The sequence below is a fragment of the Streptomyces sp. NPDC008313 genome (assembly GCF_042956125.1).
In the GTDB taxonomy this organism is placed as follows: domain Bacteria; phylum Actinomycetota; class Actinomycetes; order Streptomycetales; family Streptomycetaceae; genus Streptomyces.
The window spans coordinates 1-25,153 of record NZ_JBIBFR010000028.1 but is presented as its reverse complement, the minus strand read 5'-3'; the positions used below and the strand labels follow the sequence as shown (position 1 = coordinate 25,153).

Below are 25,153 nucleotides of genomic sequence, written 5' to 3'. Positions count from 1 at the left end.
ACGGGACACACCGATCAGGATGGAACTCGACCGAGAGCCGGGCCCTGGGAGGTCCCTATGACCGAGGAGACGCGGGGTACGGACGCGACGCTGTCCAGGAGGAAGGCACCGCCGGCGGACGAGCACCCGCACGGAAGCGTCCTGGTCTCGATCGGCGCGCTGCTGCTCGGCATGCTGCTCGCCGCGCTCGACCAGACGATCGTGTCGACCGCGCTGCCGACCATCGTCAGCGACCTCGGCGGCCTCGAACACCTCTCCTGGGTCGTCACCGCGTATCTGCTGGCCTCGACGGCCGCGACCCCGCTGTGGGGCAAGCTCGGCGACCAGTACGGCCGCAAGAGGCTGTTCCAGACGGCGATCGTGATCTTCCTGGTCGGCTCCGCGCTGTGCGGTATGGCGCAGAACATGCCGCAGCTCATCGCCTTCCGCGCCCTTCAGGGGCTGGGCGGCGGCGGCCTGATGGTGCTGTCCATGGCCATCGTCGGCGACATCGTCCCGCCCCGGGAGCGGGGCAGGTACCAGGGGCTGTTCGGAGCCGTGTTCGGAGCGACGAGTGTGCTCGGGCCACTGCTGGGCGGACTGTTCACCGAGCATCTGAGCTGGCGCTGGGTCTTCTACGTCAACCTGCCCGTCGGCGTGATCGCGCTCGCCGTGATCGCGACGGTCCTGCGCATTCCCCGGCGCTCGTCCCGGCACGTCATCGACTACCTCGGCACCTTCCTCATCGCCTCCGTCGCGACCGCCCTGGTCCTGGTCGCCTCGCTCGGCGGCACCACCTGGGGCTGGGGCTCGCCGCAGATCATCGCGCTCGCGGTGCTCGGTGTCCTCCTCGCGGTGGCCTTCGTCGCCGTGGAGCGGCGGGCGGCCGAACCCGTCCTCCCGATGAAGCTCTTCCGCGTCCGCACCTTCACGCTCGCCGCCGTCATCAGTTTCATCATCGGCTTCGCCATGTTCGGCGCGATGACCTATCTGCCGACGTTCCTCCAGGTCGTGCACGGCATCACGCCCACCATGTCCGGCGTCCACATGCTGCCCATGGTCTTCGGTCTGCTGCTCTCCTCGACGGTGTCCGGGCAGATCGTCAGCCGAACCGGCCGCTGGAAGGTCTTCCCGGTCGTGGGCACCGCCGTCACGGCCGTGGGCCTGCTGCTGCTCCACCAGCTCGACGAGCACAGCGGCGCCGGGGAGACGAGCGCGTACTTCTTCGTCTTCGGTCTCGGCCTCGGCCTGGTCATGCAGGTGCTGGTCCTGATCGTGCAGAACGCCGTCTCGTACGAGGATCTGGGCGTCGCCACCTCCGGCGCCACGTTCTTCCGTTCCATCGGGGCGTCCTTCGGCGTCGCCATCTTCGGCACGGTCTTCTCCAGCCGCCTCGGCGACAAGCTGACCGCCGCGCTCAGCGGGCGGCGGCTGCCCGCCGGACTCGACGTGGACGCGCTCAAGGCCGACCCCAAGGGCATCGCCCGGCTCCCCGCGGACCTGCGGCCGTCCGTCCTGCACGCGTACGCGTCCGCCATCACCGACGTCTTCCTGTACGCCGCCCCGGTCGCCCTCCTCGGCTTCGTCCTCGCCTGGTTCCTGCGCGAGGACCCGCTGCGGGCCGCGGTCACCGCTCCCGACACCACGGAGACCCTCGCGAGCAACCCGGTGGAGCGTTCGTCCTACGACGAGGTGTGCCGCGCACTGTCCACGCTCGGCAGCCGGGAGGGCCGCCGCGAGATCTACGAGAAGATCACCGAACGGGCCGGGTACGACCTGCTGCCCGCGGCCGGCTGGCTGCTGCTGCGCATGAGGAAGTTCGGCTGGGTCGAGCCCGCGGTGCTCGCCGAGCGCAGCGCCCTGCCGCTGAGTGTCGTGATCGCCGCCGCCCGGCAGGTCGAGGAGCGCCGCCTCGCCGTACGGGAGGGCATCGACATGGTGCTGACGGAGAAGGGCCGTGAGGCGGCCGCGAAACTCTCCGCGGCCCGCGAGGAGTCGCTGGCCGAACTGCTCGGCGACTGGTGGGGTCCCGACCGGCCCACCGACCTGTCCCGGCTCGTAGAGCAGCTCAACGCCGAGCTGTGCGGCTCGGACGCGGAACGCCCCCAGGGCAAGGGGGCGCCGCGCCCGTACGGCAGGGTGGCGTGAGCCGCGAACGGGCGCTCCGGACGCGGCCGCGATGAGCGGCAGCGATGGGTGTGGCAGCGACGGGTGTGGGCCCGACGGGCGTTCCGGGCGCGGGGCGGACGGCCCGCGCCCGTGAATCGGCCGACCGGCGCTACGCGGTGAGCGGGGACAGCTTCTTCGCGAACCAGTGTTCGGCGTACTCGCTGTCGTTGTACGGTTCCGTCTCCTCGTAGCCGAGACGGGCGTAGAGGGCGCGGGCCTCCACCAGGTCGTGGCGGGTGTCGAGCACGATCCGCTCGGCGCCCAGCGCGCGGGCCGCGTCCTCGGCGGCCGTCACCAGGAGCCGGGCGCCGCCGAGGCCGCGGAACTCCTTGTGCAGGAACACCCGTTTGAGCTCGGCCGTGACCGGGTCCGTCATCCGCACCCCGGCCGTGCCGGCCGGCTCGCCCCGGTACCGGGCGACCAGCAACTCCCCGCCAGGCGGCGCGAGATAGTCCCCGGTGTCGGCCGCGACCTCCCGCTCCAGCTCCTCGGGGCCGGTCGGGCGCCCCTCGTGGAGCTGGTACCAGCGGTCACTGACCTCCGTGTAGTACGCCCGCCACAGAGCGGCGGCGACCGGGGAGTCGAAGGGCTGCGGGGCGACGTTCCAGTCCGCCGTCGTACGGGTCATGGCCGCCATTGTCCCGGCGCGCGGCCCCCCGGACGCAACCGGATTACGGGCGCACCGGCGGCCGTCGCGGGCTCGTGGGGGCCGCGCGCGGGGAGAGCGGAGGCCCGTAGCGCCTCGCTCCGCTGAGTGACGGACGCCGTTTGAGGAAGGCCTTTGCGGCAACCCGGTTGCAGAACCGGCCCGTCGGGTCGAGAACCCCGGAAGGCATCCATGTCCACAGGCGTGATCATTGCTCTGATCGTGATTGTGGTGGCCGTTGTCCTCGTCGCGGCCGCCTTTGTCCTCCTCTCCCGGAGGCCGCGGGGCGGGCGCAGCCTGCAGCGGCGCTTCGGGCCCGAGTACGACCGGACCGTGGCCCGGCACGACGGCGACGTGAAGGCCGCCGAACGCGACCTCACGGAGCGTGTCAGGCGCCACGGGTCGCTGCGTATGCGGCCGTTGGAGCCGGCGGCGGGCGAGCGCTACGCGACCCGCTGGACGGCGGCGCAGGAGCGCTTCGTCGACTCGCCCCGCGAGGCGGTGGCCGAGGCGGACCGGCTGCTCGGTGAACTCGCCGCCGAGCGCGGCTTCCCGGCCGGCGACCGCTACGACGAGCAGGTCGAGGCGCTCTCCGTCCACCACGGCCACCACCTCCACGGCTACCGCCGGGTGCACCGGGCGGCGCACCCGGGCGCGAACGGCTCCGCGCACGGCCACGGCACCGACGGCGCGGACACGGAGGAACTCCGTGAGGCCATGGTCGAGGCCCGTGCGCTCTTCGACGACCTCATGACCGCCGGCCGCCGGGACGGCGGCCGCCACCGCACGGACACCGACGCCGCGGCCGCCACCGGTGACGGCCGCCCGCACACCACCCGTACCGAGGGCGCCGCCTCCGGTGGCCGCGCCCATCTGCCGTGGTCCCTCAACCGGAACCACGCCAAGGGGAGTTGAGCACCTTGCGAGACATGCCAGATCTGACGCCCGAGGAGCGTACGAGCCGAGGGACCGTCGAGGAACGCGAGAGGGCCGCGGCCCGCGAGAACGCCCCGGACGGCCCGAACATGCCGAATCCCGACGGCACACGGGACGGCACACGGGACGGCGCGAGGGGCGGCGCACGGGACGGCCGGGGAACGGCGCCGGGTAAAGTCCTGGACGGAGCACCTCGGGCGGCCACCCCGACGCCGTACAAGTCCCACGCGCTCGGCGAGACCGGGGCCGCTCACGAGCCCCACCAGCCCCGTGAGTTCCACGAGTCCCGTGAGTTCCACGAGGACACCGGCGCCGCCGCCGAGGGCCGCGACCGTGCCGCCCGCCCGGCACACGAGACCCCGTTGCTCCCGCACGACGCCTGCGACACGCTCGGAACCCGGCTGCGGCACGCGGTGGGCGGATTCGTGGACGAGCCCCGCGCGTCCGTCGAGGAGGCGGACCAGGTGCTGGAGGAGGCCGCCGCCCGCTTCACGGACGCCGTCGCCGAGCGTCGGCGCGCCCTGCGCGGGACCTGGCACGAGAAGGGCACCGGCGACTCCGCGACGACCGACACCGAGCAACTGCGGCTGGCCCTGCGGGACTACCGCGAGGTGACGGAACGGCTGCTGCGGCTCTGACGCGGGACCGTCGTACGGACGGACGAGGCCGCGCCCCGGATCACACCGGGGCGCGGCCTCCTGTCGCTACGCCGCTCCCGCTCCGCCGGCCCGCCGCTCGTGCCAGTCACGGACGACCGCCTCGACGTCGTAGGGCTTGAGGCCGAGGGGAGGGCCCGGCGGGGGCCGGAACATGACGGGGCGGATCTTGGCGTTGATGTCCTCGACGATCCGGCGCACGGCACGCTCGGAGGGGGCGCGCGCCGCCGCCGCGAGCGCGTCCTCCGCCTCCTTGCGCAGGGCCAGCGTCGGCGGCAGCGCGGAGAGGCCCTCACGGGCCATCTTCTGCTTGATCCACCAGTTCTCGTCGTAAGGCGTGTCGATCGCGCTCGGCAGCGGCTTGCCCGCACCGGGGAGATCCGCGAACTCCCCGCGCGCCTCGGCCTCGCGGATCTGCCGGTCCGTCCAGGACTCGAAGCTGACACCAGGTGGCTTGCGCTCGGTCATGCATCCATTGTGCAGGACGGGGCGCGGGCGGAGGAGGCGGCGAATTATCATGCGGCGGCGGTGCGTCGGTGGCGTCGCACGTCAGGACAAGTGGATCAGTTGGGTCAGCCGGAAGTGCTGGGACCGAAGGAGCGCACGTGCTCGAACTCACCATGGCCTCGGTGTCCGGGGCGGACGCGGGCGCGACAGCCGGGATGCTGATGGCCGACGCGCCCAGCGAGGCCGGGGCCGCACTCCGTGTGGGACGGGACCGGGCGCTGTGCCGGCTCGCCACCCCGGACGACTGGCTGTTCGTCTCCCGCGTCCATCTGGAGTTCCTGTGCGGGGCCGACGGCACCTGGCAGGTCACCTGGCTGCGCGGCTCGCACCCCGAGCCGTCCTCCGAGGTGCGGCTCTCGCTGACCGGCGCCGCGGGACAGCCGCAGCCCCTGCCGTACGGGGGGACGGCGAAGCTGCCGCGGGGCGGCTCCGGTGAGCTGGTCATCCTGGACCGCACCGGCCCGCAGAGCGTGAACGTGGGCTTCTACCACGAGCCCGCGTAGCGGGAGCCGGAGCGCGAGCCGCAGCCGCGGTCGTCACGGGGGCGGGGCCCGTCAGGGCAGGACGCGGGCCAGGGCGAACCCGTCGTAGCCCTTGGAGCCCACCGTCTGCAGCGCCGTGCCGCTCAGCCTCGGGTGTTCGGCGATGAGCCGGAGCGCCGCCCGGGTGCCGCGGACGCTCGGGTCGGTGCTGCCCGGGTCGGTGACCGCGCCGCCGCGGACGACGTTGTCGAGGACGATCAGGCCGCCGGGACGGGTGAGCCTGACCGCCCACTCGACGTAGTGCGGGTTGTTGACCTTGTCCGCGTCGATGAAGACGAGGTCGAAGGGCTCGGGCCGTTCGTCGGCCAGCCGGGGCAGCGTCTCCAGGGCGGGGCCCACGCGCACCTCGGTGATGCCGTCGAGGCCGGCGCGCGCGAGGTTGCGGCGGGCGACCTCGGCGTGGCGCGCGTCGTACTCGAAGCTGATCAGCCGTCCGTCGGCCGGGAGGGCGCGGCCCAGCCAGATGGTGCTGTAGCCGCCGAGCGTGCCGATCTCCAGGATGCGGCGGGCACCCTGGAGCTGGGCGAGGAGCTGGAGCAGCTTGCCCTGGTTGGGCGCCACGTTGATGGGCGGCAGTCCGGCGGCGTCGCTGTCGCGCAGGGCCGCGGCGAGTGTGTCGTCGGCGGGGGAGAGCAGGGCGGTGAAGTAGTCGTCGACGTCGTTCCAGAGCTTCGACTCGCTCATGCACCAGTGCCTTTCGTCGGGACAGGGCTTCTAGTTAGGGCATCTAACTAGGTCCGCTAATGACCCTATCGCCGGGTGGTGCGCCTGTCAGGGATTTCCGGGCCCGGGCGGCTGGACCCCGGGCGACGGGCCCGGGGCCGGAGGCGGCGGTCAGCCGATCGGCGGGGGCGCGTACACCGGCGGCGGGGGCGGTACCGGCCGGCGGCGCCGGGCGCGCGAGATCCACAGGATCACCGCGGCGGCCACCAGCACCAGCGCGCCGCCCACCGTCAGCAGCCAGGCCGGGATGCCGCCGATCATGAGCAGCCGGTCCGTGTAGACGACCTCGCGGTACGGGGTGTCCGAGGCGGCGGGCCGCAGTTCGTGGTCGGCGGAGATCCGCGACGGCTGGGGGAACTCCTGGTCCAGGGCCGTCAGGAAGTCCGTGCCGTGGGCGAGCCGGGCCAGCGCGCCGGTCGCCGCCGGGACCCGGCCCGCGTAGCGGACCCGGGGCCGGTCGCCGCCGATCGCGGAGACGGGCTCCATGCGGTGGGCGGCCAGGACGTACAGGCTCAGGGACTGCGGGGTCCGCGCGAGGCGGGACAGGCGCATCGGGTAGACGAGTTCGTCACTGGCGAAGGTGAGGTGCAGCGGGTCGAGCGTGCCGCCGAGCACGGCGTTCCCGGAGCTTCCGGTGCCTCCTGAGTTCCCAGCGTTCCCGGAGTTCCCGGCGTCCCCGGTGGCGTCCGGGCTGGCGTTCCGCCCCTCGCCGGACCCGGAAGCGGCCCCCGACCCGGAAGCGGCCCCGGGCCCGGAAGCGGCCCCGCCCTCGCCCCCGCCCGTCTCCGGGGCCAGCCGTATCGCCACGTACTCCCAGCCCTGGTCGACGTACGGCCGCAGTGCAGTGTTCAGGCGGTCCGGGAGGTCGAAGCCGTTGTCGGCGAGCCAGTCGCCGAGGGCGTCGGGGTCGGTGGCGGTGAGGCGGGCGACGTCGAAGGGGCCGAGCCGCTCGCGGCCGACGACGCCGACGGCGGACGGGGCGGCGCCTCCGGGAGCGGCGCCGTCGCCCACCGTGTCGGAGCCGTCGAAGGGCCAGTCGCCGTCGCCCGGCCAGAAGTGGTGCCGGGTGCGGTGCTCCGGCGCGGTCGCCGCGTCGAGCTGGTCGAACAGCGCGCGGTCGCCGAGCCGTACCGTCGCCCGGTGCGGGACCGGCATGACCCACGCCGCCTCGTGGGCGTCCCCGGCGACCGTCAAGCTCATCACGATCTGTTCCTCGCGCCCGTCCCAGCGGACGACGGAGACCTCGCGGTCCACGCTGACGTGCCGGTCGGCGTCCGGCACCATCGCCCCGCAGCCGCACGCGTACGCCGGTGCCACCAGCGACCCGAGCTGGAGCCCGAGCAGCGCGACGACGACGGCCAGGACGCGGCCCCGTCCCCGCCGCCGTGCGGAACCGGCCGGCAGCCCGCGATCAGGCCGCGCGCCGCCGGGCTTCCGCTCGTCCGGCCCGCCGCGCCACTTCCCCCGAAACATCCCTGATGGCCCTTCCGTCGTGCCGTTCGGCCCCGCCCGCTCGCCTCTCGCGGGCGGACAGGGGCACAGACGACACGACGGAGGCTGTGGTTCCAGACGATTCCGGGTGGTTACCAGCCCGTTTCCCGGGCCTGCTCCGCGCAGCCCCGGGGGCGGCTCGCACTCCTGGTCAGCGCCGGTCGGGCTCCACGGCGGGCGCCGAGCCCGGCAGCGGACGGCCGGCCGACTCGGCCATGAACCAGACGGCGACGCCGCCGACGACGGCCGCGGCCATCATGTAGTACGCGGGCATCATCATGTTCCCGGTCGCGCCGATGAGCGCCGTGACGACCAGCGGGGTCGTGCCGCCGAAGAGCGAGACGGAGACGTTGAAGCCGATGGACAGCGATCCGTAGCGGACCTTCGTCGGGAAGAGCGCGGGCAGCGCGGCCGGCATCGCGGAGGTGAAGCAGACCAGGAGCAGGCCGAGCGCGCCCATGCCGAGGGTCACCGCGAGCAGGCTGCCCTGGCGGATGAGCAGGACGGCCGGCACGGACAGCGCGAGGAACCCGGCGCAGCCCGCCGCGATCACCGGACGGCGGCCGATCCGGTCGGTGAGCGCGCCCGCGAAGGGCTGTACGACCATCATCAGCGCCATCACACCGAGCACCACGAGCAGGCCGTGCGTCTCGTCGTACGTCAGCTCGCTCGTCAGATAGCTCGGCATGTACGAGAGCAGCATGTAGTCGGTGACGTTGAAGACCAGGACCAGGCCGACGCAGAGCAGCAGGGCCCGCCACTGGCCGGTGATCATGTGGCGCAGCGGCGGCTTCGGGCGGTCCTTCTCCTCGCGGGAGGCCTTCTCCAGCTCCGCCGCGAAGGCGGGGGTCTCCTCCAGGCGCATCCGCAGGTAGAGGCCGATGATTCCCATCGGGCCCGCGATCAGGAACGGCACGCGCCAGCCCCAGGACAGCAGGTCCTCGGTGGAGAGCAGGGCCGTCATCAGGGTCACCAGGCCCGCGCCGCCGATGTATCCGGCGAGGGTGCCGAACTCCAGCCAGCTGCCGAAGAAGCCGCGCTTCTTGTCGGGCGCGTACTCGGCGATGAAGGTCGTGGCGCCCGCGTACTCGCCGCCGGTCGAGAAGCCCTGCACGAGGCGGGCCGCGAGCAGCAGCAGGGGGGCGCCGACGCCGATGGTGGCGTACGACGGGATCAGACCGATCGCGAACGTGCCCGCCGCCATCATGATCATGGTCAGGGCGAGGACCTTCTGGCGGCCGACGCGGTCGCCGAGCGGCCCGAAGACCATGCCGCCGAGCGGGCGGACGAGGAAGGCGGCGGCGAAGGCGCCGAAGGTGGAGAGCAGCTGCGCGGTCGGGTTGCCCGAGGGGAAGAAGACCTTGCCGAGCGTCACCGCGATGTAGCTGTAGACGCCGAAGTCGAACCACTCCATCGCGTTGCCCAGTGCGGCGGCCTTGACGGCGCGCCGCACCAGGGCGGGATCGGTGACGGTGGCCCGCGGCGCTCCGGGGGCCGGGGAGGCCGGGGCGCGCGAGGACGGTGACAAGGGTGCGACGGGGGAGGTGGTAGCGACGGTCGCCAAGATTCCGCTCGCCTGCCTTTCGACGGGGACAGGGACAGGCCGCCCGCGTCGGCGGCCGTCGGGGCCGCCGGGGTGCGGCGGGCCGTGCCGGGCCGCCGCGGTGGGGCGGGGGTGTGCAGGTCCGTCGTCGTCGGCGGGCCGTGCGGCGGCCCGCGGATCGTGCGGGCCGAGAAAGCGACGATAGGGCGACTTGCCCCGGTAACGTGCGGTGCGCGAGTCGATGCATAGTGCACCTGAATGCCCTGTGCGCAGGAACGTCCGGCTCTCCCGGGTGGTGTCCGCTGACCCCGCTCTGTGATCCATCTCGCGCCAGGAGGACGGAACCGAACCCGCCGCGGACTATCGTCATCCGGACAAAAGTGAACCGGGTGTCAGGCACAGGGAGGGTCGCGCACGTCTTCCACGGGGGGCGGTGCGAGCCTCTTGGGTCTGGACGGAGACGGGCGGCGGCATGAACGGGGCGGGAGGCCGGCAGGGCGTGGCGGACGTGGAGCACGGCGGGTTATCGGGCGAGGCCCTGGCGGCGGACGCCGCCGGGACGGTGACGGCGCGGCTGGCGGCGGTCCGGATCGGCCTGTGGGTGATCGCCGCCTTCCTCGCGGTGCGGCAGGTCGCCGTCGTCCTCGGCACGCCCAGCGGGGACCGGCTGACGGATCTGGAGACGTGGGTCGGCGAGAACGGCGTTCTGCACGTCAAGGGCTCGCTGTACGACTCGACGGCGTTCACCGGCACCCCGTTCGCCGGGCTCGTCCTCAAGCCGCTCACCCGGGCCGCCGAACAGGCCCTCGGCTGGGGCTGGACCTTCGGCACGCTGCTGCTGGTCGTCGCGCTCGGACTGGTCGCCGCGCGGGCCCTGCCGCAGCCCGTGCCCCGGCGCACCGCCCTGCTCGCGGCACCCGTGGCGATCAGCCTGCTGATGCTGTCCCTGCCGGTCCGCAACACCCTCCGGCTCGGCCAGACCAGCGTCATCCCGGTCCTGCTCGTCCTGCTCGGCTGCTTCACCGTCCGGAGCGAGCGCGCGAGCGGAGCCCTGATCGGCCTGGCGGCGGCCCTGCAGCCCGCCGTGCTGCTGTTCGTGCCGCTGCTGCGCTTCACCGGGCGAACCCGCGCGGCGCTCTCCACCGCCGTCACCTTCGCCGCCTGCACGGCCCTCGCCTGGGCGGCGATGCCGCACGACTCGTCCACGTACTGGGTGCACCACCTGGCGGGCGTCGGCCTCGGCGGGAAGGCCGACGGCCTCGCCAACCAGTCCCTGCACGGCGGGCTGCTGCGGCCCGGACTGAGCGGACCGCCGGAGACCGGCCTGTTCCTGGTGCTCGGCGCGGCCGTCGCCGTCCTCGGCCTGCGCCGCGCCGTCACCTACGCGCGCGACGGACAGCTGCTGCTCGCCGTCGCCGTCACCGGCTGCGTCGCCGTCGTCGTCTCGCCGACCACCTGGCAGCACCAGCTGTTGTGGGTCCTCCTCGCGGTGGTCGGCCGGGTCGGCAGGCGCGCCTCCGACCGCTACGTCTGGCCCGTCGCCGTCGTCCTCGTGATGACGCTGCCCGCCGAGATGATGCTGCCGAACATGTCCTCGCTGTATCCGCTGCGCGACAACGTGGTGCTGCTCGCCGCCCTCGCCGCCGCCGTGGCCGTGCCGTTCCTCTCCACGGCCTCACCCCACTACCGGGCGCCCATCCCCACCGACCACGCCCCGCCCGTCCCCGCCCGCTTCCGCGGCGTCCCGCTGCTGCCGTTCCTGCGCCGGGTCCTCACCCGCCCCAACCTGCTCCTGGAACTGCTGCTGATCCGTGTCGGCTACTCCGCCTACCAACAGGTCAGGCTCGCCGCGACCGGCGGCACCAACTCGGGGGGCCGGGCCCGGGCCGAGCACCACGGCGACCAGATCCTGTCCGTCGAGCGCTTCCTGCACCTCGACATCGAGCACTGGGCCAACCACGCCGTGGTCAAGGTCGGGTGGCTGCGGGACTTCTTCGACTTCTATTACGAATCGTTCCACTTCGTCGTGCCGCTGACGGTCCTCGGCGTGCTCTACGTGCGCCGGCCCGCCGACTACCGCTGGGCCCGCGCCGCGCTCGGATTCGCCACCGTGTTCGCGCTCGTCGGCTTCTGGCTCTACCCGCTCGCCCCGCCGCGCCTGATGCCGGGCCTCGGCGTCGTCGACACGGTGCACGGCGTGCAGGACTTCTCCAAGCCGGACTACGGGACGCTCACCGCGCTGACGAACCAGTACGCGGCGATGCCCTCGCTGCACTTCGGCTGGTCGCTGTGGTGCGGTCTGGTGATCGCGGTCCTCGCGCCCAAGTGGTGGATGAAGGCGCTGGGCCTGCTGCACCCGCTGTTCACCGTCTCCGCGATCGTGGCGACGGGCAACCACTGGGTCCTCGACGCGGTGGGCGGCGCGGCCGTCGTCACGGCGGGCTTCGCGCTCACCTACGCGCTGCAGGGGCCCCGGCCCCGGGAGCTGGCCACGGCCGGAGCGGAGGCCCGCGAGACGGAGGGCGCCGGGGGCACCCGGCGGACGGTCACGCGCCACGGCGGTGACGGGGACGGCGGTGACGGCGGCGACAAGGACTGTGGCGACAAGGACCGTGGCGACGGGGAGGCCGGGGCCGGTACCGGGACGGGCGCGGCCAAGGACCGTACACCGGGCTGACCCGGTGGGATCCGTACATGGCGAAGGCGGCGGCCCCGGGGATCGGGGGCCGCCGCCTTCGCGTACGGGGGGCGCCTGCGCGGGGCGCCGGGGAGTGGCTGGAGAGGGCTCAGTACCAGCCGTGGCTCTGCCAGAAGTTCCAGGCGCCGGCCGGGCTGCCGTAGCGGGAGTTCATGTAGTCCAGGCCCCACTTGATCTGGGTCTTGGGGTTCGTCTTCCAGTCGGCGCCCGCCGCAGCCATCTTCGAACCGGGCAGCGCCTGGACCAGCCCGTAGGCGCCGGACGAGGAGTTCGTGGCGTTGACCTTCCAGCCGCTCTCATGCTCGACGATCCGGCTGAACGCGTTGTACTGCGCCGCGTTCGGGATCATCTTGTGCGCGATCGTCTGCGCCGAGGAGGCCGAGGTGGTGGCTGCCTGGGCGGGAGAAGCGGCCAGGACCATGCCGGTCGTGGCGGCGGCCACGGCGGCACCGGTGAGGGCCTTCTTCGGGGAGGCGATGCGGCGGATGACGGAGACGGTCACGAAGCAGCCTTTTCTTCGGGGACGGGAAGTCGCGGGCGTGCCGGAGCCACGCGGGAGGTGGCGGGGGAACGCGTCGGCGCCGCGGCCCGGGTGGGCACGTCGGCGCCGTGCGACTCCTCCAGAGAAACAGGCCGGAAGCCTGTCCGCAATGACCCCTTTTACTAGTGGTGGTCGCATCCGGCGGTGGCGCCTGTGGTGTGACGTGGCTCTCAACGCCCAGGTCAGACGGGCAATCGACGAGGGCATGACAGGGGCTGAGGACTACGGCCCCGGATAGTGGAGGGCCGGGGCCCTGTGGGGTGGTTCACGCCGGGCGTGACCGACCGTGCACGAGTGCCCGTACGGGGTCACGCTCGCGTGTGACCGGAGCCACGGACGGTCCGGGGGCGGTCTGGGCTGAAGGTGACGGAGACCACGGGGCGGTCTGGGGGCGAAGGTGACGGGGGCCACGCCTCGCCGCGTCTGGCGAAGGGCCCGGAGGCGGTCGGCGGGGTGGCCGCCGCCTCACTCGGGGCCGAAGGAGACCGGGGCCTCGAAGGCAGCCCGGCGGGTGGCCCGGCGCAGCGCCTTGAGGAGCGTCGTGCCGAGGGTGAGCGTCAGCACCACGGTGACGACCGCCCGGCCCAGGTCCCAGCCGAGCGAGGTGGCCAGGCAGTACGCGAGGAACCGGGCGAGGTTGGTGCCCACGCCGTCGTGCGGGTCGTACGCGACGCTGGAGGCCAGCGCGTCCATGAAGGGCCACCCGGCGAGGTTCATCACGGTGCCGTAGGCGAACGCGGCGACGAACCCGTACCCGGCGAGCATCACCAGCTCGCCGCGCCCACGCAGCCGGTCGGGACCCGGCAGCAGCCCGGCGCCCATCGCGAACCACCCCATGGCGAGCATCTGGAAGGGCAGCCACGGGCCGACGCCCCCGGTGAGCAGCGCGGACGCGAACATCGTCACCGATCCGAGGACGTAACCGAACCCGGGCCCGAGCACCCGCCCGCTCAGCACCATCAGGAAGAACATCGGCTCGATCCCCGCGGTCCCGGCCCCGATCGGCCGCAGCGCCGCACCGGTCGCGGCCAGGACGCCCAGCATGGCGACCGCCTTCGGGCCGAGCCCGGACTCGGAGATCGTCGCGGACACGACCCCGACCAGCAGCACGAGCAGCCCCGCGAACAGCCACGGGGCGTCCTGCGCGTGCGCCGCGACCTGTGAGCCCGGCCCCGCGAACAGCGGCCACCCGAAGCCGGCGGCCCCGACCAGGCTCACCAGGACGAGCGCGGCCGTGGAACGGAGACCGAGCCGGACGGCCCTCGCCTGCGGCTGCGGCTGCGGCTGCGGCTGCGGCTCGGGCCGTGCCGGGGGCTGGGGCTGTGCCTGGGGTTGTGCCTCGGGCTGGGGTGCGGTCATGACAACGCGTCCCTCACCTGGGCCACCGTCAGCCACCGCTGGGGCGCGAGCACCTTCGTGACCTGCGGGGCGAACGACGGGGACGCGACCACCACCTCCGCCGTGGAGCCGTCGGCGACGATCTCCCCGTCGGCGAGGATCACCACCCGGTGGGCGAGCTCGGCGGCGAGTTCGACGTCGTGGGTGGCCAGAACGATGGCGTGCCCGTCGGCCGCCAGCGACCGCAGCACGGCCACGAGCCGGGCCTTCGCCGCGTAGTCGAGGCCCCGGGTCGGCTCGTCGAGGAGCAGCAGCGGGGGGCGGGCCGTCAGCACGACGGCCAGCGCGAGCGCGAGGCGCTGCCCCTCGGACAGGTCCCGGGGGTGCGTGCCGTCGGCGATGTCCGGCAGCAGCCGCGACACCAGCGTCCGGCAGGTGCCCGGCTCGGCGCCCGCGTCCCCGTCGGCCGCCGCGCACTCGGCGGCCACCGTGTCCGCGTACAGCAGGTCCCGCGGTTCCTGCGGTACGAGACCGACGCGGCGTACGAGGTCGCGCGGCGCCGTCCGGTGCGGCACCGCCCCGGCGGCCCGGACCGAACCGGCGGCCGGTTCGACCAGCCCTATGAGCGAGCCGAGCAGCGTGGACTTCCCGGCCCCGTTGCGGCCCATCAGCGCGACGATCTCACCCGCGCCCACGGTCATGTCGACGTGCCGCAGCGCCTCGATCCGGCCGCGCCGTACGGCGAGACCCCGCACCTCGGCGGCCGGGGCGGCGGTGTCCACGGCGTCGGTGCCGGCGGTGGCACGACCGCGCCGGAACCAGGGCCCCTGCCTGCGGGGGCGGGCGCCGGGGACGGGGGTGACCGTGAGCGGGAGCGCGGCGTCCGGTGTGGACCGCGCGGCGCCCTCCGGTGCGGTCGTGGCCAGCCGTTCCCGCAGGTCACCGGCGCGGCGCCGGGCGTCGCGGACGGTCAGGGGGAGCGGGGACCAGCCGGCGAGCCTGCCCAGGTCCACCACCGGCGGGTACACCGGGGAGACGGCCATCAGCGCGGACGGCGGGCCGAGCGTCGGCGGGACACCCGGGGACGGCAGAAGGACGACCTGGTCGGCGTACTGGACGACGCGCTCCAGACGGTGCTCGGCCATCAGGACCGTGGTGCCCAGGTCGTGGACCAGACGCTGCAGCACCGCGAGGACCTCCTCGGCTGCCGCGGGGTCCAGGGCGGAGGTCGGCTCGTCCAGGACGAGGACGGCGGGGTGCGGGGTGAGGACCGAGCCGATGGCGACGCGCTGCTGCTGGCCCCCGGAGAGCGTGGATATGGGGCGGTCGCGCAGACCGGCGAGGCCCAGCAGGTCCAGGGTCTCCTCGACGCGGCGGCGCATCACGTGCGGCGCGAGCCCCAGGGACTCCATGCCGTAGGCGAGCTCCTCCTCGACGGTGTCGGTCACGAAGTGGGACAGCGGGTCCTGGCCCACCGTGCCCACCACGTCGGCGAGTTCGCGCGGTCGGTGGGTGCGGGTGTCGCGCCCGGCGACGGTGACCCGGCCGCGCAGGGTGCCGCCGGTGAAGTGCGGGACCAGTCCGCCGACCGCGCCCAGCACCGTCGACTTCCCGACCCCGGAAGGGCCGACGAGCAGGACCAGTTCGCCCTCCGGCACCTCGAAGTCGACGCCCCGGACGGTGGGTTCGGCCGCACCGTCGTACGTCACGGAGACATCCTCGAAACGGATCATGAGGATTCCTTGGCAGTCGGGGCTGTCGGGGCAGGCGGGGCGGTCGGGGGCGTCGGGGGAGTGGGAGTGGGCGCGGGCGCCGGGGCGACCAGGGCCGGGAGCAGGCCGAGCAGGACCGAGGCCGCCGGCCACAGGGGCAGCGACGGCGCCGTCAGCGGTACGACCCCCGGGTGCAGCGCCGCCGGATCGTGTGCGCCGGTCACGATCAGCAGCGCCGCCACCGCCACGCCCGAACCCGCCACCAGCCACGCCCGTACGCCCCACACGTCCGGCCGGTACCGGGTGCGCGGCGACCGGCGCCCGCCGAGCGCGAGCCCGCCCAGCGCGGCGGCGAGACCGGCCGGGAGCACCGCCGCCCCGTACCGGCCGCCGTCGGCGGTCAGCAGCCCGTACGTGCCCACGCAGACGCCGAGCAGACCGCCCAGGGTCAGCACGGCCGTGGTCCGCCGTACGGCGGGCGACACCTCCACGGTGCGCCCGTATCCGCGCGCGTCCATCGACGCCGCCAGTGCGACCGAACGCTCCAGCGCCCCCTCCAGCACCGGCAGTCCGACGTGCAGCAGCCCGCCGAGGCCCCGGTCCGGGCGCCCGCGCAGCCGGCGCGCGGCGCGCAGCCGCCGGCCGTCGGCGATGAGGTTCGGCGCGAAGGTCAGCGCGACGACGACCGCGACCCCCGCCTCGTAGAGCGCGCCCGGCAGCGACTTGAGCAGCCGCGCCGGGTTCGCGAGGGCGTTCGCCGCGCCCACGCAGATGAGCAGCGTCGCCAGCTTCAGCCCGTCGTACAGGGCGAAGACGAGCCCCTCGGCGGTGACCCGGCCGCCGATCCGGACGCCCTGGGCCCAGTGCGGCAGCGGGACCTCGGGCAGGGTGACGACGATGTGCGTGCCGGGGATCGCCGATCCGAGGAACACGGCGAACGCCAGCCGGATGCCGAGCACCACGAGACCCAGCCTCACGAAGGCCCCGTACGAGCGGGCCCAGGGCGCGTCCGTGCGGCGCGCGGCGACGACGTATCCGGCAGTGCCGACGAGCAGGGCGAGCAGCAGGGGGTTCGTGGTCCGCGACGCGGCGGTGCCGAGGCCGAGGGCCCACACCCACCACGCCCCCGGGTGCAGCGCGTTGCCGCGGTGCGCGCGGGGGGCGAGGGGGTGACGGCGGCGCCGCGCGCGTGCCCCGCGCGTGCCGGGTGCCCCGGCCGTCGCGGACACGCCGGGGGCCGGGGGCGGCCGCGTCGCCGTCGGCGCGGGTGGAGGCATCGTCGTCACGCTGCGTCCCGTCAGCCGCGGCGGCGGCGTGTCTGCCAGACGGCCGCCGCGCCGAGCACGGCCACCGCGCCGAGGCCCGCGAGCAGGCCGACCGACGGACCGCCGTCGTCGTCGCTCGCGGACGCCGCGGGGGCCGAGGACCCCTTCGCCCCGGAGGGCGCCTTCCGTCCGGAACCGGAGACCTGTTCGCCGCAGCCGGTCCTCGGGTAGCCCGCGATCGCGCACAGCAGGGCGTTGGTGTCGTAGCGCAGGGGCTTCGCCACGGAGGCGAGGGCCTCCGCGGTCGTCGCGTCCGGACCGACGCTCGCGCAGGCGGTGCGCGCGGGCGGCGGGGTCTCGCCGCCCGGGGCGTCCGCCGCCGTGCCGAAGTCCAGGACGAGCGCCACCCGCTTGCGGCCGTCGCGCGGCTCGGTGTCCCCGCAGACGGACGCGAAGTCGGCGTTGCCGCGGGGCTTCGACGCGTCCTGCGAGTTCTCGCTCACCGAGAAGCGGAAGCCCTGCACGTCCCCGTCGGACGGCCGGGTGAGCGACGGGCCCTGCGTGGCGTACGTCCAGCTGCCGCCGTCGAGGTCCCAGAACGACCAGTAGCGGTAGCCGGCCGCCCGCGCCTGCCCGGCGCACGCGAGGAGGAGCAGCAGGGCGGCCAGGGCGAGAGCGGTGCCCGGGAGGCCGCCCCGTCCGCCGCGGACGCGGGTCACGGCCGGTTCTTCCTGTTGCGGCCGGAGATCAGGAAGCCGATGCCGATCCCGGCGACCAGGCAGACGCCGACGAACCACCAGACGCCCATGCCGCCGTCGTCGTCCTTCTCGTCCTTCTCGTCCTTCTTCTTCTCGTCGCCCGAGGGCGTGGCGGCCGAGCCGGCCGCCGCGGGCGCCGGACCGGTCGCGTTCAGCTGCTCGACCAGGTCCGCGCCGCCGAAGTCACGCGGGTCGGCGCCCGCGGCGCGCGCCGCGAAGATCAGCTGCGCGTAGGCGGCGGGACCGGACTTCTCGGCCCAGCTCGCGGAGTTCTTCTCCAGCCAGGCCAGCGGCTTCTTCGTCTCGGACACGAAACCGGCGGCGGCCAGGGCCACGACGGCGTCCGCCGTGTTGCCGTAGTCGGGCTGGTCCACCTTCGCGCCGGCGAGGGGGGTCGTCAGACGGCCGTCCTCGGCGAGGGCGTCGGCGAGGTACCGCGCGCCGTTGCCGGCCGCGATCCGGGGTGTGAACGAGTCGCCGTCGGAGCACTCGGATCCCTGGGCCGCCGCGCCCGCCTTCCCGGCCCCGGGCGCCAGCCCCTTGCCGAGGCTGCCGGACACGCCCGCAGCCGTGGCGTCCGCGTTGGCGGCGACCTTGCCCTTCTTGTCGGGCTGGAAGGCGAACGCGCCGCCGCCGTCCTCGTCGCAGGGGACGGTGAGGGCCAGCAGGGCGTCGTACGGGGTCTTGTCGTCCTTCGACGGCACGTCCTCCGGGTCCGTGCCGGCGGCCACCAGGGCCCCGATGACCACGGCCGTCGAGTTCGTGTCGCTGGCGCCGCCCGGGGTGTAGCCCCAGCCGCCGTCCTTGTTCTGCACGGACTTCAGCCACTTCACGGCCGCGCCGGTCACGGAGTCGTGGCCGCCGAGCGCTTCGAGGGCCTGGACGGCGGCGGCGGTGCTGTTCGTGTCGACCATCGTCTTCGCGTCGCACTTCGCCGACGCGTCCGCGCGGTACGGCGCGAAGGCCCCGCTCTCGCACTGCTGCCCCGTCAGCCAGTCCACGGCCTTCGCGGCGGGGTTCACGCCCATCGTGTCCTGGGCGAGCAGCGCGAGCGACTGCCGCCAGACACCGTCGTAGGTGGGATCACCCGTGCCGTACAGGCCGGACGGGAGCGCCGTGGAGGGAGACGGGGACGCGTCGTCGGCGTGGGCGGCGGGCGCGACGGCCGCGCCGATCACGGCGGTGGCGGCCAGTACCGCTGCGCTGCGGCGAACGTTCATGATCGGCGGGTGCCTCTCCCTGCGGGGGAGCCGGGCAGCACGGGCACCCTCGGGCACCGGGCGGCTCCGGCCCCGTATTCCTCGACGGTGCCGGCCACCGGCGGACTGCCGGTGACGCGAGCCGCTCACCCCCGTACGGAGCGGTCCGGCTGACCGTCCCGGAGGACGGTTCACGGTTGCGGGTCAGCGCCGGAATCGCACCGGCTTTCCCCCGTACGGGTGTGAGGACGACCCACTCACTGTACCGGCCCGTAGGAATCGCCCGGCGGTGCGTCCCGCCGGACCGGATGAGCACCGGCGGCGGGCGGCCCCGGCCCCGGCCCCGGCATGAGCATCGGTGGCGGGCGGCCCCGGCACGAGTACCGGCGGCGGGCGGCCTCGGCCCCGGCACAAGCACCTCGCGCCCCCGATGATCAGCCGAGCTCGACCACCGTGTCGGCCAGCACCGGCGTGTCGTCGCGGTCGGCCGCGCTCACCGCCACCCGGACCCGCCCGGCGGAGTCCGGACGCCACATCCGTACGCTCAGCGTCTCGCCGGGGACGACGACCCCGGCGAACCGCGTGCGGTACGCGCGCACCCGCGCCACCTCGCCGTCCAGCAGCGTGTCGACGACGGCCTTGAGCGTCATCCCGTACGTGCACAGGCCGTGCAGGACCGGCCGGCCGAACCCGGCGCGCCGGGCGAAGTCCGGGTCGGCGTGCAGCGGGTTCCAGTCGCCCGAGAGCCGGTAGAGCAGCGCCTGGTCCTCCCGTACGTGCCGCTCCACGGTCCGTACGGGCGGCCCGGCCGGTGCTTCGGGGCGCGCGGACGGGCCGCGGTCACCGCCCCAGCCGCCCTCTCCCCGGACGAAGACGTGGGCCTCGTCGGTCCACAGCGGTCCCTCGGCGTCCGCGACCTCGGTGCGCATGACGAGGACCGCCGCCGTGCCCTTGTCGTACACGGCCGTGATCCGCGAGGTGGCCGCGGCCCGGCCGGTGACCGGGACCGGGCGGTGCAGGACGAGGCCCTGCCCGCCGTGCAGGACGTGCGCGAGGTCCACGTCGATCCCGGGCCTCGCGAGCGCGGCGGTCACACCCGGAGCGCCGCCGCCCGCGACGGTCGCGAAACTCGGCAGGACGCGCAGCCGGGACTCCAGGGTGTAGCGCAGCTCACGCGGGCCGGTCGCGGGCAGGCCCGCGCCGATGCCGAGGTGGTAGAGCTGGACGTCCTTGTGGTCCCAGGCGATCTCGGCGACGCGGGGTGCGGCGGCGACGGCCTCGGCTGCGTCGATGGGCATGGTTCTCCTGATGCTCTGGTCCTCGGATGCTCTGGTCTTCAGATGCTGCGGTCCTGGGATGCTCTGGTTTTCGCGGGCGGCGACCCGGGACATTTGTCCTGCCGGAGTCCGGACAACCGAATCTTCCTGGCTCCGGGGGCCGCGCCCTAGCGTCGTACCCATGACACAGACAGGTGGGAAACCTCCGGCCGTGTCCTTCACGGGGGCGGTCAAGACCTTCGGCGCCGTGCGCGCCGTCGACGGAGTCGATCTGGAGATCGCGGGCGGGGAGACGGTGGCGCTGCTCGGGCGCAACGGCGCGGGCAAGTCCACGGCGATCTCGCTGCTGCTGGGCCTGGACGAGCCCGACGAGGGCCGGGTCGAGCTGTTCGGGGCCGCCCCGGAGCGGGCCGTACGCGCCGGGCGGGTCGGCGCCATGCTGCAGGACACGCGGCCGGTGCCCCGCGTCACCGTCCGCGAACTGGTCGCCTTCGTGGCCAGCCGCTACCCGGCGCCGATGGCGGTGGACGACGTGCTGGAGCTGGCGGGCGTCACCGCACTGGCCGGGCGCCGGGCCGACCGGCTCTCCGGCGGACAGGCCCAGCGGGTCCGGTTCGCGGTGGCGCTCGCCGGGAACCCGGCGCTGCTCGTGCTCGACGAGCCGACCGCCGCGCTGGACGTCGAGGCGCGGCTCGCCTTCTGGGACTCGATGCGCTCCCACGCGCGGCGGGGCCACACCGTGCTGTTCTCCACGCACTACCTGGAGGAGGCCGACACGCACGCCGACCGGATCCTGGTCATCGACCGCGGCCGGATCGTGGCCGACGGCACGGGCGAACAGCTCAGGCGTGCCGCGGGCGGCAGCCTGGTCTCCGTCGAGGCTCCCGTCGGCCCGGCCGGCCCGGGCGGTGTGGCCCCCTCGCCCGACGAGGTCGCCCGGACGCTGGCGCTGCTGCCAGGTGTGGTGTCCGTGGAGATGAGCGGAAGCCGGGCCAGGCTGCGGACGGACGACTCCGACGCGACCGTGGTCGCCCTCGCCGAGCGGGGCGCGATACGCGGCCTGGAGGTGGCCCCGGCGTCGCTGGACGACGCGTTCCTCGCCCTGACGGGCCCCGGAGCGCCCCACCACCACGCGGACACCCGCACCCCTGCCGGCACCCGCACCCCTGCCGGCACCCGCGCCGAGGCCGGCATCGGCACCGCCGCTCGCACCGCCACCCGCGCGCCTCGACCGGACAGAGAGACGGTGTGATGTTCGCCTACCTGAGACTCGAAGCGCGCCGGACGCTGCGCGACCCCGGCTTCGTGATCGGCGGCGTCGCGATGCCGGTCGTGATGTACCTCCTGTTCACCAACCTCGGCGAGAACGACGGCGCCTGGAAGACGATGGCGATGGTCGGCATGGCCGCGTACGGCGCGGTGGGCTCCGCCCTCAGCACCGGCGGCGCGGTCGCCGAGGACAGGGGGACCGGCTGGCTGCGGCAGCTCGCCGTCACGCCGATGACACCGCGCGAGGTGGTCCTCGGGCGTGCGCTGACCGGTTCCGTGACCGTGCTGCCCGCCATCGCCGCGGTGCTCGCCGCGGGCGGCCTGCTCAACGGCGTACGCCTGGACGCCTGGCAGTGGGCGGCGATCGCGGTGCTGCTCTGGCTCGGCTCCGTCCCCTTCACCCTGCTGGGTCTCGGCAACGGCTACCGGCTGACGCCGCAGACCGCGGGTGTGGCGAACATGGTCTGCAACCTGGGCCTCTCGATCGTCGGCGGACTGTGGTTCCCGGTCGACCTGTTCCCGGCGTGGCTGCACTCCCTCTCCCGCTGGACCCCCGCCAACCGCTTCGCGCAGCTCGGCACGTCCGTCGCCGACGGACACGCGCCCGCCGCGGGCGCGGTCACGGTGCTCACCCTCTGGCTGCTGCTCTTCGGCGCGTACGCCGCGACGTCGTACCGTCGTGCGGCGCGGACCGCCTGATCGGAGACCCCCACCATGTCCTGGATGCGCACGACGAGTCGCCGGCTGTGCCGCCTGGGTCCGGCCCGTCCGGCCCGTCCGGCCCGTCCGGCCGGGGAGCGGGCCCCGAGGAGGTTCGGACGGACGGGGCCCTCGCCCACGGGCTTCTCGCTGCTGCCCTGGCTCCTGCTGGGGATGGGCGCTTGCTCGAACCTGCTGCGGGGCGGGACGGCGAACCCGTGGATCGGCGCCCTGGGCCTGCTCACCTTCAACTCGCTCTATGTGTACGTGATCTTCCGGGCCTTCCTGAAGGTCACGCGGGAGGCCCGCTCGACCCGGGTGGCCCTCGTCCTGATGACCGCGGTGACCAGCGGGCTCGCCTTCGCGTACGGCGAGAACTGGCTCTACTTCTTCCCGCTGCTCGGACTGGCCGCGGGCGCGGTCGTACGGGGCCGGTGGCTCGGCTGGACCGCCGTCGCGCTGACCGCGCTCGGCGCCGCCGTCGCCCAGCTGCGCGGCGGGACGGCCGCCGCGGTGAACGTCGCGTACGGCACGTTCCTGTCCACGATGGTGACCGCGGCGATCCTCTCGCTCACCGAGACGGTCCGCGAACTGCGCGCCGCCCGCGAGGAGCTGGCCCGCCGGGCCGTGGAGGAGGAGCGGCTGCGCTTCTCCCGCGACCTGCACGACCTGCTCGGACACACCCTCTCCGTCGTCGTCGTGAAGTCGGAGGCGGCCCGGCGGCTGGCCCACCGCGATCTGGAGGCCGCCCTCGTCCAGGTCACGGACATCGAGTCGGTCGGACGCCAGGCGCTCACCGAGATCCGCGAGGCGGTCACCGGCTACCGGGAGGGCAGCCTCGCCACCGAGCTCGACCGGGCATGCTCCGCGCTCACCGCGGCGGGGGTCGAGCCCGTCGTACGGCGGTCGGGGCCGCCCCTGGTGCCCCGCACCGAGGCGCTGCTGGGCTGGGTGGTCCGCGAGGCGGTCACCAACGTCGTACGGCACAGCGGCGCGACCCGGTGCGGGATCACCGTCGACGGCACGGCCGAACGCGTCCGCCTCGAGGTCTCCGACGACGGGGCGGAGGCGCTCACCGGGCCGCCCGCCACCGGCCCCGGCGCCGGTCCGTCCCTCGACGGTCCGTCCCTCGACGGTCCGCCGCCCGCCGGTCCGCCGCCCGCCGCCGGTCCCCTCGCCGGTCCGCCCCTCGCGGTCATCGGCGGGACCGGGCTCAAGGGCCTCACCGAACGCCTCGCGGCGGCCGGGGGCTCCCTGGAGGCGGGGCCCGCGCAGGGCGGGGGCTTCCTGGTCACCGCCGAGCTGCCGGCCGAGTCCGGGGCACTGTGACACGGACGGTGCCGGACGCCCGGATCCGGGCGCGGGCACGCGCCCTACCCTTGGGCCGTGAACGAGATGCCCCGGGACCACCGGCCCGCCCCGTCCATCCGGGTCCTGCTCGCCGAGGACCAGGGAATGATGCGGGGCGCCCTCGCTCTGCTCCTCGGCATGGAGGAGGACATCGAGGTCGTGGCGCAGGTCGCGGCGGGGGACGTGATCGTCGACACGGTGCTGACCCACCGGCCCGACGTGGCGCTGCTCGACATCGAACTGCCCGGGATGAGCGGACTGGACGCGGCGGCCGAGCTGCGGGCGCAGGCGCCCGGCTGCCGGGTGCTGATCCTCACCACCTTCGGCCGGCCCGGCTATCTGCGGCGGGCCATGGAGGCCGGAGCCGCCGGGTTCCTCGTCAAGGACGGGCCCGTGGAGGAGCTGGCCACGTCGATCCGCCGGGTGCTCATGGGGGAGACCGTCGTCGATCCGGTGCTCGCCGCGGCGGCGCTGAGCGCCGGGCCCAACCCGCTGACCACCCGTGAGTGCGAGGTGCTGGCGGCCTCGGTGGACGGCGCGACCGTCGCCGACATCGCGGCGGGACTGCACCTGTCCGAGTCCACGGTCCGCAACCACCTCTCCTCCGCCATCGGCAAGACGAGCACCCGCAACCGGATGGAAGCGGTGCGGGAGGCCCGCCGGCAGGGCTGGCTCTGAGCCACCGCGCCCGTTTCGAGCGCCGGAGGCCCCCGGCCGCACCGGCCCAAGACCTGACGCACCCTCACATGACGTGTTATCTGATGGTCTGTCAGATTCCCATGAGTCGGTCAAGATTTCGTTAGTACGCCGAAGCATCGGAATAGTTGCCCCGGGAGACCGGGTTCCACCTGCACCTATCCCGTACGGCGCATCGAGCCCGTCGCTTCTTCCTCATGGCCAGGAGGCCTCACGCAATGACGCACACGACGACCGACCGGCCCACGAGACCGACCGGCGCGATCGTGCCTGTCCTGGCCTTCGCGGGCATCGTCGTCGCGGTGATGCAGACCCTGCTGGTCCCGGTCATCAAGGACCTGCCGGAACTGCTGGACACCGCGCCCAGCGACGCCACGTGGGTCATGACGTCCACCCTGCTCGCCGGAGCCGTCGCCACCCCGATCATGGGCCGCCTCGGCGACCTCTACGGCAAGCGGCGCATGCTGCTGGCGAGCCTGGCCGTGATGGTGGTGGGCTCGCTGGTCTGCGGATTCACCAGCGACCTGATCGTGATGATCGCGGGCCGCGCGCTCCAGGGCTTCGCGATGGGCGCGATACCGCTCGGCATCGGCCTGATGCGCGACGAGCTGCCCCGCGAGAAGCTCGCCTCGGCGATGGCCCTGATGAGTTCCTCGATCGGCGTCGGCGGCGGACTCGCGCTTCCCGTCGCCGCCCTGGTCGCGCAGCACGCCGACTGGCACGCCCTGTTCTTCCTCTCCGCCGCTCTCGGCACCCTCTCCATCGTCCTCACGCTCGCCTTCGTGCCCGAGTCCCGCACCCGCGCCGAGGGCACCTTCGACGGGCTGGGCGCGCTCGGCCTCTCCGCGGGCCTCGTCCTGTTCCTGCTGCCGATCACCAAGGGCAGCGACTGGGGCTGGACCTCCGGCACGACGCTCGTGCTGTTCGGCGCGGCGGCCGTCGTCCTCGTCCTGTGGGGCGTCATGGAGCTGCGCGTGAAGGCCCCGCTGGTGGACCTGCGCACCACGGCCCGCCGCCCGGTCCTCTTCACCAACCTCGCCTCCATCATGGTCGGCGTCGCCTTCTATTGATCAGAAACGGTTTGGGTTCTGGGTCGTTGGATCGGGTGTGAGCGATCTGGTGGGGGACGCGCGGCATCTGTCGCCGTCGGCGCAGGAGG

21 protein-coding genes, 1 pseudogene and 1 riboswitch are annotated in these 25,153 nt (G+C 74.2%); of the genes and pseudogenes, 10 read left to right on the top strand and 12 right to left on the bottom strand.

Translation table 11 applies throughout. From position 1 onward, the window contains the following. Positions 1-57: 57 nt before the first annotated feature. Positions 58-2,127 carry a DHA2 family efflux MFS transporter permease subunit gene (locus ACFY93_RS29575; protein ID WP_391364635.1) on the top strand — a complete coding sequence of 690 codons (2,070 nt, stop codon included), beginning with the start codon at positions 58-60 and terminating at the stop codon, positions 2,125-2,127. A gap of 130 nt (positions 2,128-2,257) precedes the next feature. Here ACFY93_RS29575 and ACFY93_RS29570 read toward each other — a convergent pair whose 3' ends face one another. After that, positions 2,258-2,776 carry a GNAT family N-acetyltransferase gene (locus ACFY93_RS29570; RefSeq protein ID WP_391364633.1) on the bottom strand — a complete coding sequence of 173 codons (519 nt, stop codon included), beginning with the start codon at positions 2,774-2,776 and terminating at the stop codon, positions 2,258-2,260. Positions 2,777-2,986: 210 nt separating this feature from the next. Here ACFY93_RS29570 and ACFY93_RS29565 point away from each other — a divergent pair, with 210 nt between their 5' ends. Beyond that, positions 2,987-3,709 carry a hypothetical protein gene (locus tag ACFY93_RS29565; protein ID WP_391364631.1) on the top strand — a complete coding sequence of 241 codons (723 nt, stop codon included), beginning with the start codon at positions 2,987-2,989 and terminating at the stop codon, positions 3,707-3,709. 14 nt (positions 3,710-3,723) lie between these two features. After that, complete coding sequence (locus ACFY93_RS29560; RefSeq protein WP_391364629.1) at positions 3,724-4,368, top strand: hypothetical protein; 645 nt, start codon at positions 3,724-3,726, stop codon at positions 4,366-4,368. A gap of 66 nt (positions 4,369-4,434) precedes the next feature. Here ACFY93_RS29560 and ACFY93_RS29555 read toward each other — a convergent pair whose 3' ends face one another. Continuing rightward, positions 4,435-4,854 (bottom strand): DnaJ family domain-containing protein, encoded by a 420-nt coding sequence (locus tag ACFY93_RS29555; RefSeq protein ID WP_391364627.1) that lies wholly within the window; start codon positions 4,852-4,854, stop codon positions 4,435-4,437. Positions 4,855-4,991: 137 nt separating this feature from the next. Between ACFY93_RS29555 and ACFY93_RS29550 the strand changes: the two genes are divergently transcribed. Then, entirely contained in the window at positions 4,992-5,396 is a 405-nt protein-coding gene (locus tag ACFY93_RS29550; RefSeq protein WP_391364625.1) for a hypothetical protein, read from the top strand. 51 nt (positions 5,397-5,447) lie between these two features. Here the strand turns inward: ACFY93_RS29550 and ACFY93_RS29545 are convergent, their stop codons facing one another. From ACFY93_RS29545 to proP, 3 genes are all read right to left on the bottom strand, one after another. Continuing rightward, positions 5,448-6,119 carry a class I SAM-dependent methyltransferase gene (locus ACFY93_RS29545; RefSeq protein WP_391364623.1) on the bottom strand — a complete coding sequence of 224 codons (672 nt, stop codon included), beginning with the start codon at positions 6,117-6,119 and terminating at the stop codon, positions 5,448-5,450. A 150-nt stretch (positions 6,120-6,269) separates the two neighbouring features. Beyond that, positions 6,270-7,631, bottom strand: a complete 1,362-nt coding sequence (locus ACFY93_RS29540) for a DUF2330 domain-containing protein (protein WP_391364621.1) — start codon at positions 7,629-7,631, stop codon at positions 6,270-6,272. Between the two features lie 169 nt (positions 7,632-7,800). Then, positions 7,801-9,213 carry a glycine betaine/L-proline transporter ProP gene (gene proP, locus ACFY93_RS29535; protein ID WP_391364619.1) on the bottom strand — a complete coding sequence of 471 codons (1,413 nt, stop codon included), beginning with the start codon at positions 9,211-9,213 and terminating at the stop codon, positions 7,801-7,803. A 478-nt stretch (positions 9,214-9,691) separates the two neighbouring features. Between proP and ACFY93_RS29530 the strand changes: the two genes are divergently transcribed. Then, positions 9,692-11,869 (top strand): phosphatase PAP2 family protein, encoded by a 2,178-nt coding sequence (locus ACFY93_RS29530; RefSeq protein WP_391364767.1) that lies wholly within the window; start codon positions 9,692-9,694, stop codon positions 11,867-11,869. A gap of 109 nt (positions 11,870-11,978) precedes the next feature. Here the strand turns inward: ACFY93_RS29530 and ACFY93_RS29525 are convergent, their stop codons facing one another. From ACFY93_RS29525 to ACFY93_RS29495, 7 genes are all read right to left on the bottom strand, one after another. Then, a complete protein-coding gene (locus ACFY93_RS29525) occupies positions 11,979-12,392 on the bottom strand; it encodes a transglycosylase SLT domain-containing protein (protein WP_391364617.1) in 414 nt (137 codons plus the stop codon). Between the two features lie 504 nt (positions 12,393-12,896). Then, complete coding sequence (locus ACFY93_RS29520) at positions 12,897-13,790, bottom strand: ECF transporter S component (RefSeq protein WP_391364615.1); 894 nt, start codon at positions 13,788-13,790, stop codon at positions 12,897-12,899. Beyond that, a complete protein-coding gene (locus ACFY93_RS29515) occupies positions 13,787-15,502 on the bottom strand; it encodes an ATP-binding cassette domain-containing protein (protein WP_391364613.1) in 1,716 nt (571 codons plus the stop codon). Before ACFY93_RS29515 ends, ACFY93_RS29520 begins: the two co-directional genes overlap by 4 nt. Next, a complete protein-coding gene (locus tag ACFY93_RS29510; RefSeq protein ID WP_391364611.1) occupies positions 15,499-16,758 on the bottom strand; it encodes an energy-coupling factor transporter transmembrane protein EcfT in 1,260 nt (419 codons plus the stop codon). Before ACFY93_RS29510 ends, ACFY93_RS29515 begins: the two co-directional genes overlap by 4 nt. Positions 16,759-16,778: 20 nt before the next feature. Then, positions 16,779-17,465 carry an SCO2322 family protein gene (locus tag ACFY93_RS29505; RefSeq protein ID WP_391364609.1) on the bottom strand — a complete coding sequence of 229 codons (687 nt, stop codon included), beginning with the start codon at positions 17,463-17,465 and terminating at the stop codon, positions 16,779-16,781. After that, entirely contained in the window at positions 17,462-18,724 is a 1,263-nt protein-coding gene (locus ACFY93_RS29500; protein ID WP_391364607.1) for a prenyltransferase/squalene oxidase repeat-containing protein, read from the bottom strand. The genes ACFY93_RS29505 and ACFY93_RS29500 overlap by 4 nt, the downstream gene beginning before the upstream one ends. A gap of 120 nt (positions 18,725-18,844) precedes the next feature. Further along, positions 18,845-18,982: riboswitch (cobalamin riboswitch) on the bottom strand. 155 nt (positions 18,983-19,137) lie between these two features. Beyond that, positions 19,138-20,001 carry a MaoC/PaaZ C-terminal domain-containing protein gene (locus tag ACFY93_RS29495; protein WP_391364605.1) on the bottom strand — a complete coding sequence of 288 codons (864 nt, stop codon included), beginning with the start codon at positions 19,999-20,001 and terminating at the stop codon, positions 19,138-19,140. Between the two features lie 160 nt (positions 20,002-20,161). Between ACFY93_RS29495 and ACFY93_RS29490 the strand changes: the two genes are divergently transcribed. The 5 genes and pseudogenes from ACFY93_RS29490 to ACFY93_RS29470 all read left to right on the top strand — a co-directional run. Continuing rightward, complete coding sequence (locus ACFY93_RS29490; protein WP_391364603.1) at positions 20,162-21,232, top strand: ATP-binding cassette domain-containing protein; 1,071 nt, start codon at positions 20,162-20,164, stop codon at positions 21,230-21,232. Then, complete coding sequence (locus ACFY93_RS29485; protein WP_391364601.1) at positions 21,232-21,948, top strand: ABC transporter permease; 717 nt, start codon at positions 21,232-21,234, stop codon at positions 21,946-21,948. Before ACFY93_RS29490 ends, ACFY93_RS29485 begins: the two co-directional genes overlap by 1 nt. Before the next feature lie 15 nt (positions 21,949-21,963). Continuing rightward, positions 21,964-23,277, top strand: a complete 1,314-nt coding sequence (locus tag ACFY93_RS29480) for a histidine kinase (protein ID WP_391364600.1) — start codon at positions 21,964-21,966, stop codon at positions 23,275-23,277. A 66-nt stretch (positions 23,278-23,343) separates the two neighbouring features. After that, positions 23,344-23,976: a response regulator gene (locus ACFY93_RS29475; RefSeq protein ID WP_391364765.1), complete on the top strand. Its 633-nt coding sequence runs from the start codon at positions 23,344-23,346 to the stop codon at positions 23,974-23,976. 236 nt (positions 23,977-24,212) lie between these two features. After that, positions 24,213-25,061: pseudogene (locus tag ACFY93_RS29470) on the top strand (MFS transporter); the annotation flags it as partial. Positions 25,062-25,153 lie beyond the last annotated feature (92 nt).

Excerpts from the sequence above, each read along its gene's own strand:
- ACFY93_RS29570 (WP_391364633.1), bottom strand. The coding sequence starts at position 2,776 with ATGACCCGTACGACGGCGGACTGGAACGTCGCCCCGCAGCCCTTCGAC.
- ACFY93_RS29565 (WP_391364631.1), top strand. The coding sequence starts at position 2,987 with ATGTCCACAGGCGTGATCATTGCTCTGATCGTGATTGTGGTGGCCGTT.
- ACFY93_RS29495 (WP_391364605.1), bottom strand. The coding sequence starts at position 20,001 with ATGCCCATCGACGCAGCCGAGGCCGTCGCCGCCGCACCCCGCGTCGCC.
- ACFY93_RS29475 (WP_391364765.1), top strand. The coding sequence starts at position 23,344 with ATGCCCCGGGACCACCGGCCCGCCCCGTCCATCCGGGTCCTGCTCGCC.
- ACFY93_RS29515 (WP_391364613.1), bottom strand. The coding sequence starts at position 15,502 with ATGATCCGTTTCGAGGATGTCTCCGTGACGTACGACGGTGCGGCCGAA.
- ACFY93_RS29540 (WP_391364621.1), bottom strand. The coding sequence starts at position 7,631 with ATGTTTCGGGGGAAGTGGCGCGGCGGGCCGGACGAGCGGAAGCCCGGC.
- ACFY93_RS29500 (WP_391364607.1), bottom strand. The coding sequence starts at position 18,724 with ATGAACGTTCGCCGCAGCGCAGCGGTACTGGCCGCCACCGCCGTGATC.
- ACFY93_RS29510 (WP_391364611.1), bottom strand. The coding sequence starts at position 16,758 with ATGCCTCCACCCGCGCCGACGGCGACGCGGCCGCCCCCGGCCCCCGGC.
- ACFY93_RS29520 (WP_391364615.1), bottom strand. The coding sequence starts at position 13,790 with ATGACCGCACCCCAGCCCGAGGCACAACCCCAGGCACAGCCCCAGCCC.
- ACFY93_RS29575 (WP_391364635.1), top strand. The coding sequence starts at position 58 with ATGACCGAGGAGACGCGGGGTACGGACGCGACGCTGTCCAGGAGGAAG.
- ACFY93_RS29560 (WP_391364629.1), top strand. The coding sequence starts at position 3,724 with ATGCCAGATCTGACGCCCGAGGAGCGTACGAGCCGAGGGACCGTCGAG.
- ACFY93_RS29480 (WP_391364600.1), top strand. The coding sequence starts at position 21,964 with ATGTCCTGGATGCGCACGACGAGTCGCCGGCTGTGCCGCCTGGGTCCG.
- ACFY93_RS29490 (WP_391364603.1), top strand. The coding sequence starts at position 20,162 with ATGACACAGACAGGTGGGAAACCTCCGGCCGTGTCCTTCACGGGGGCG.
- ACFY93_RS29545 (WP_391364623.1), bottom strand. The coding sequence starts at position 6,119 with ATGAGCGAGTCGAAGCTCTGGAACGACGTCGACGACTACTTCACCGCC.
- ACFY93_RS29485 (WP_391364601.1), top strand. The coding sequence starts at position 21,232 with ATGTTCGCCTACCTGAGACTCGAAGCGCGCCGGACGCTGCGCGACCCC.
- ACFY93_RS29555 (WP_391364627.1), bottom strand. The coding sequence starts at position 4,854 with ATGACCGAGCGCAAGCCACCTGGTGTCAGCTTCGAGTCCTGGACGGAC.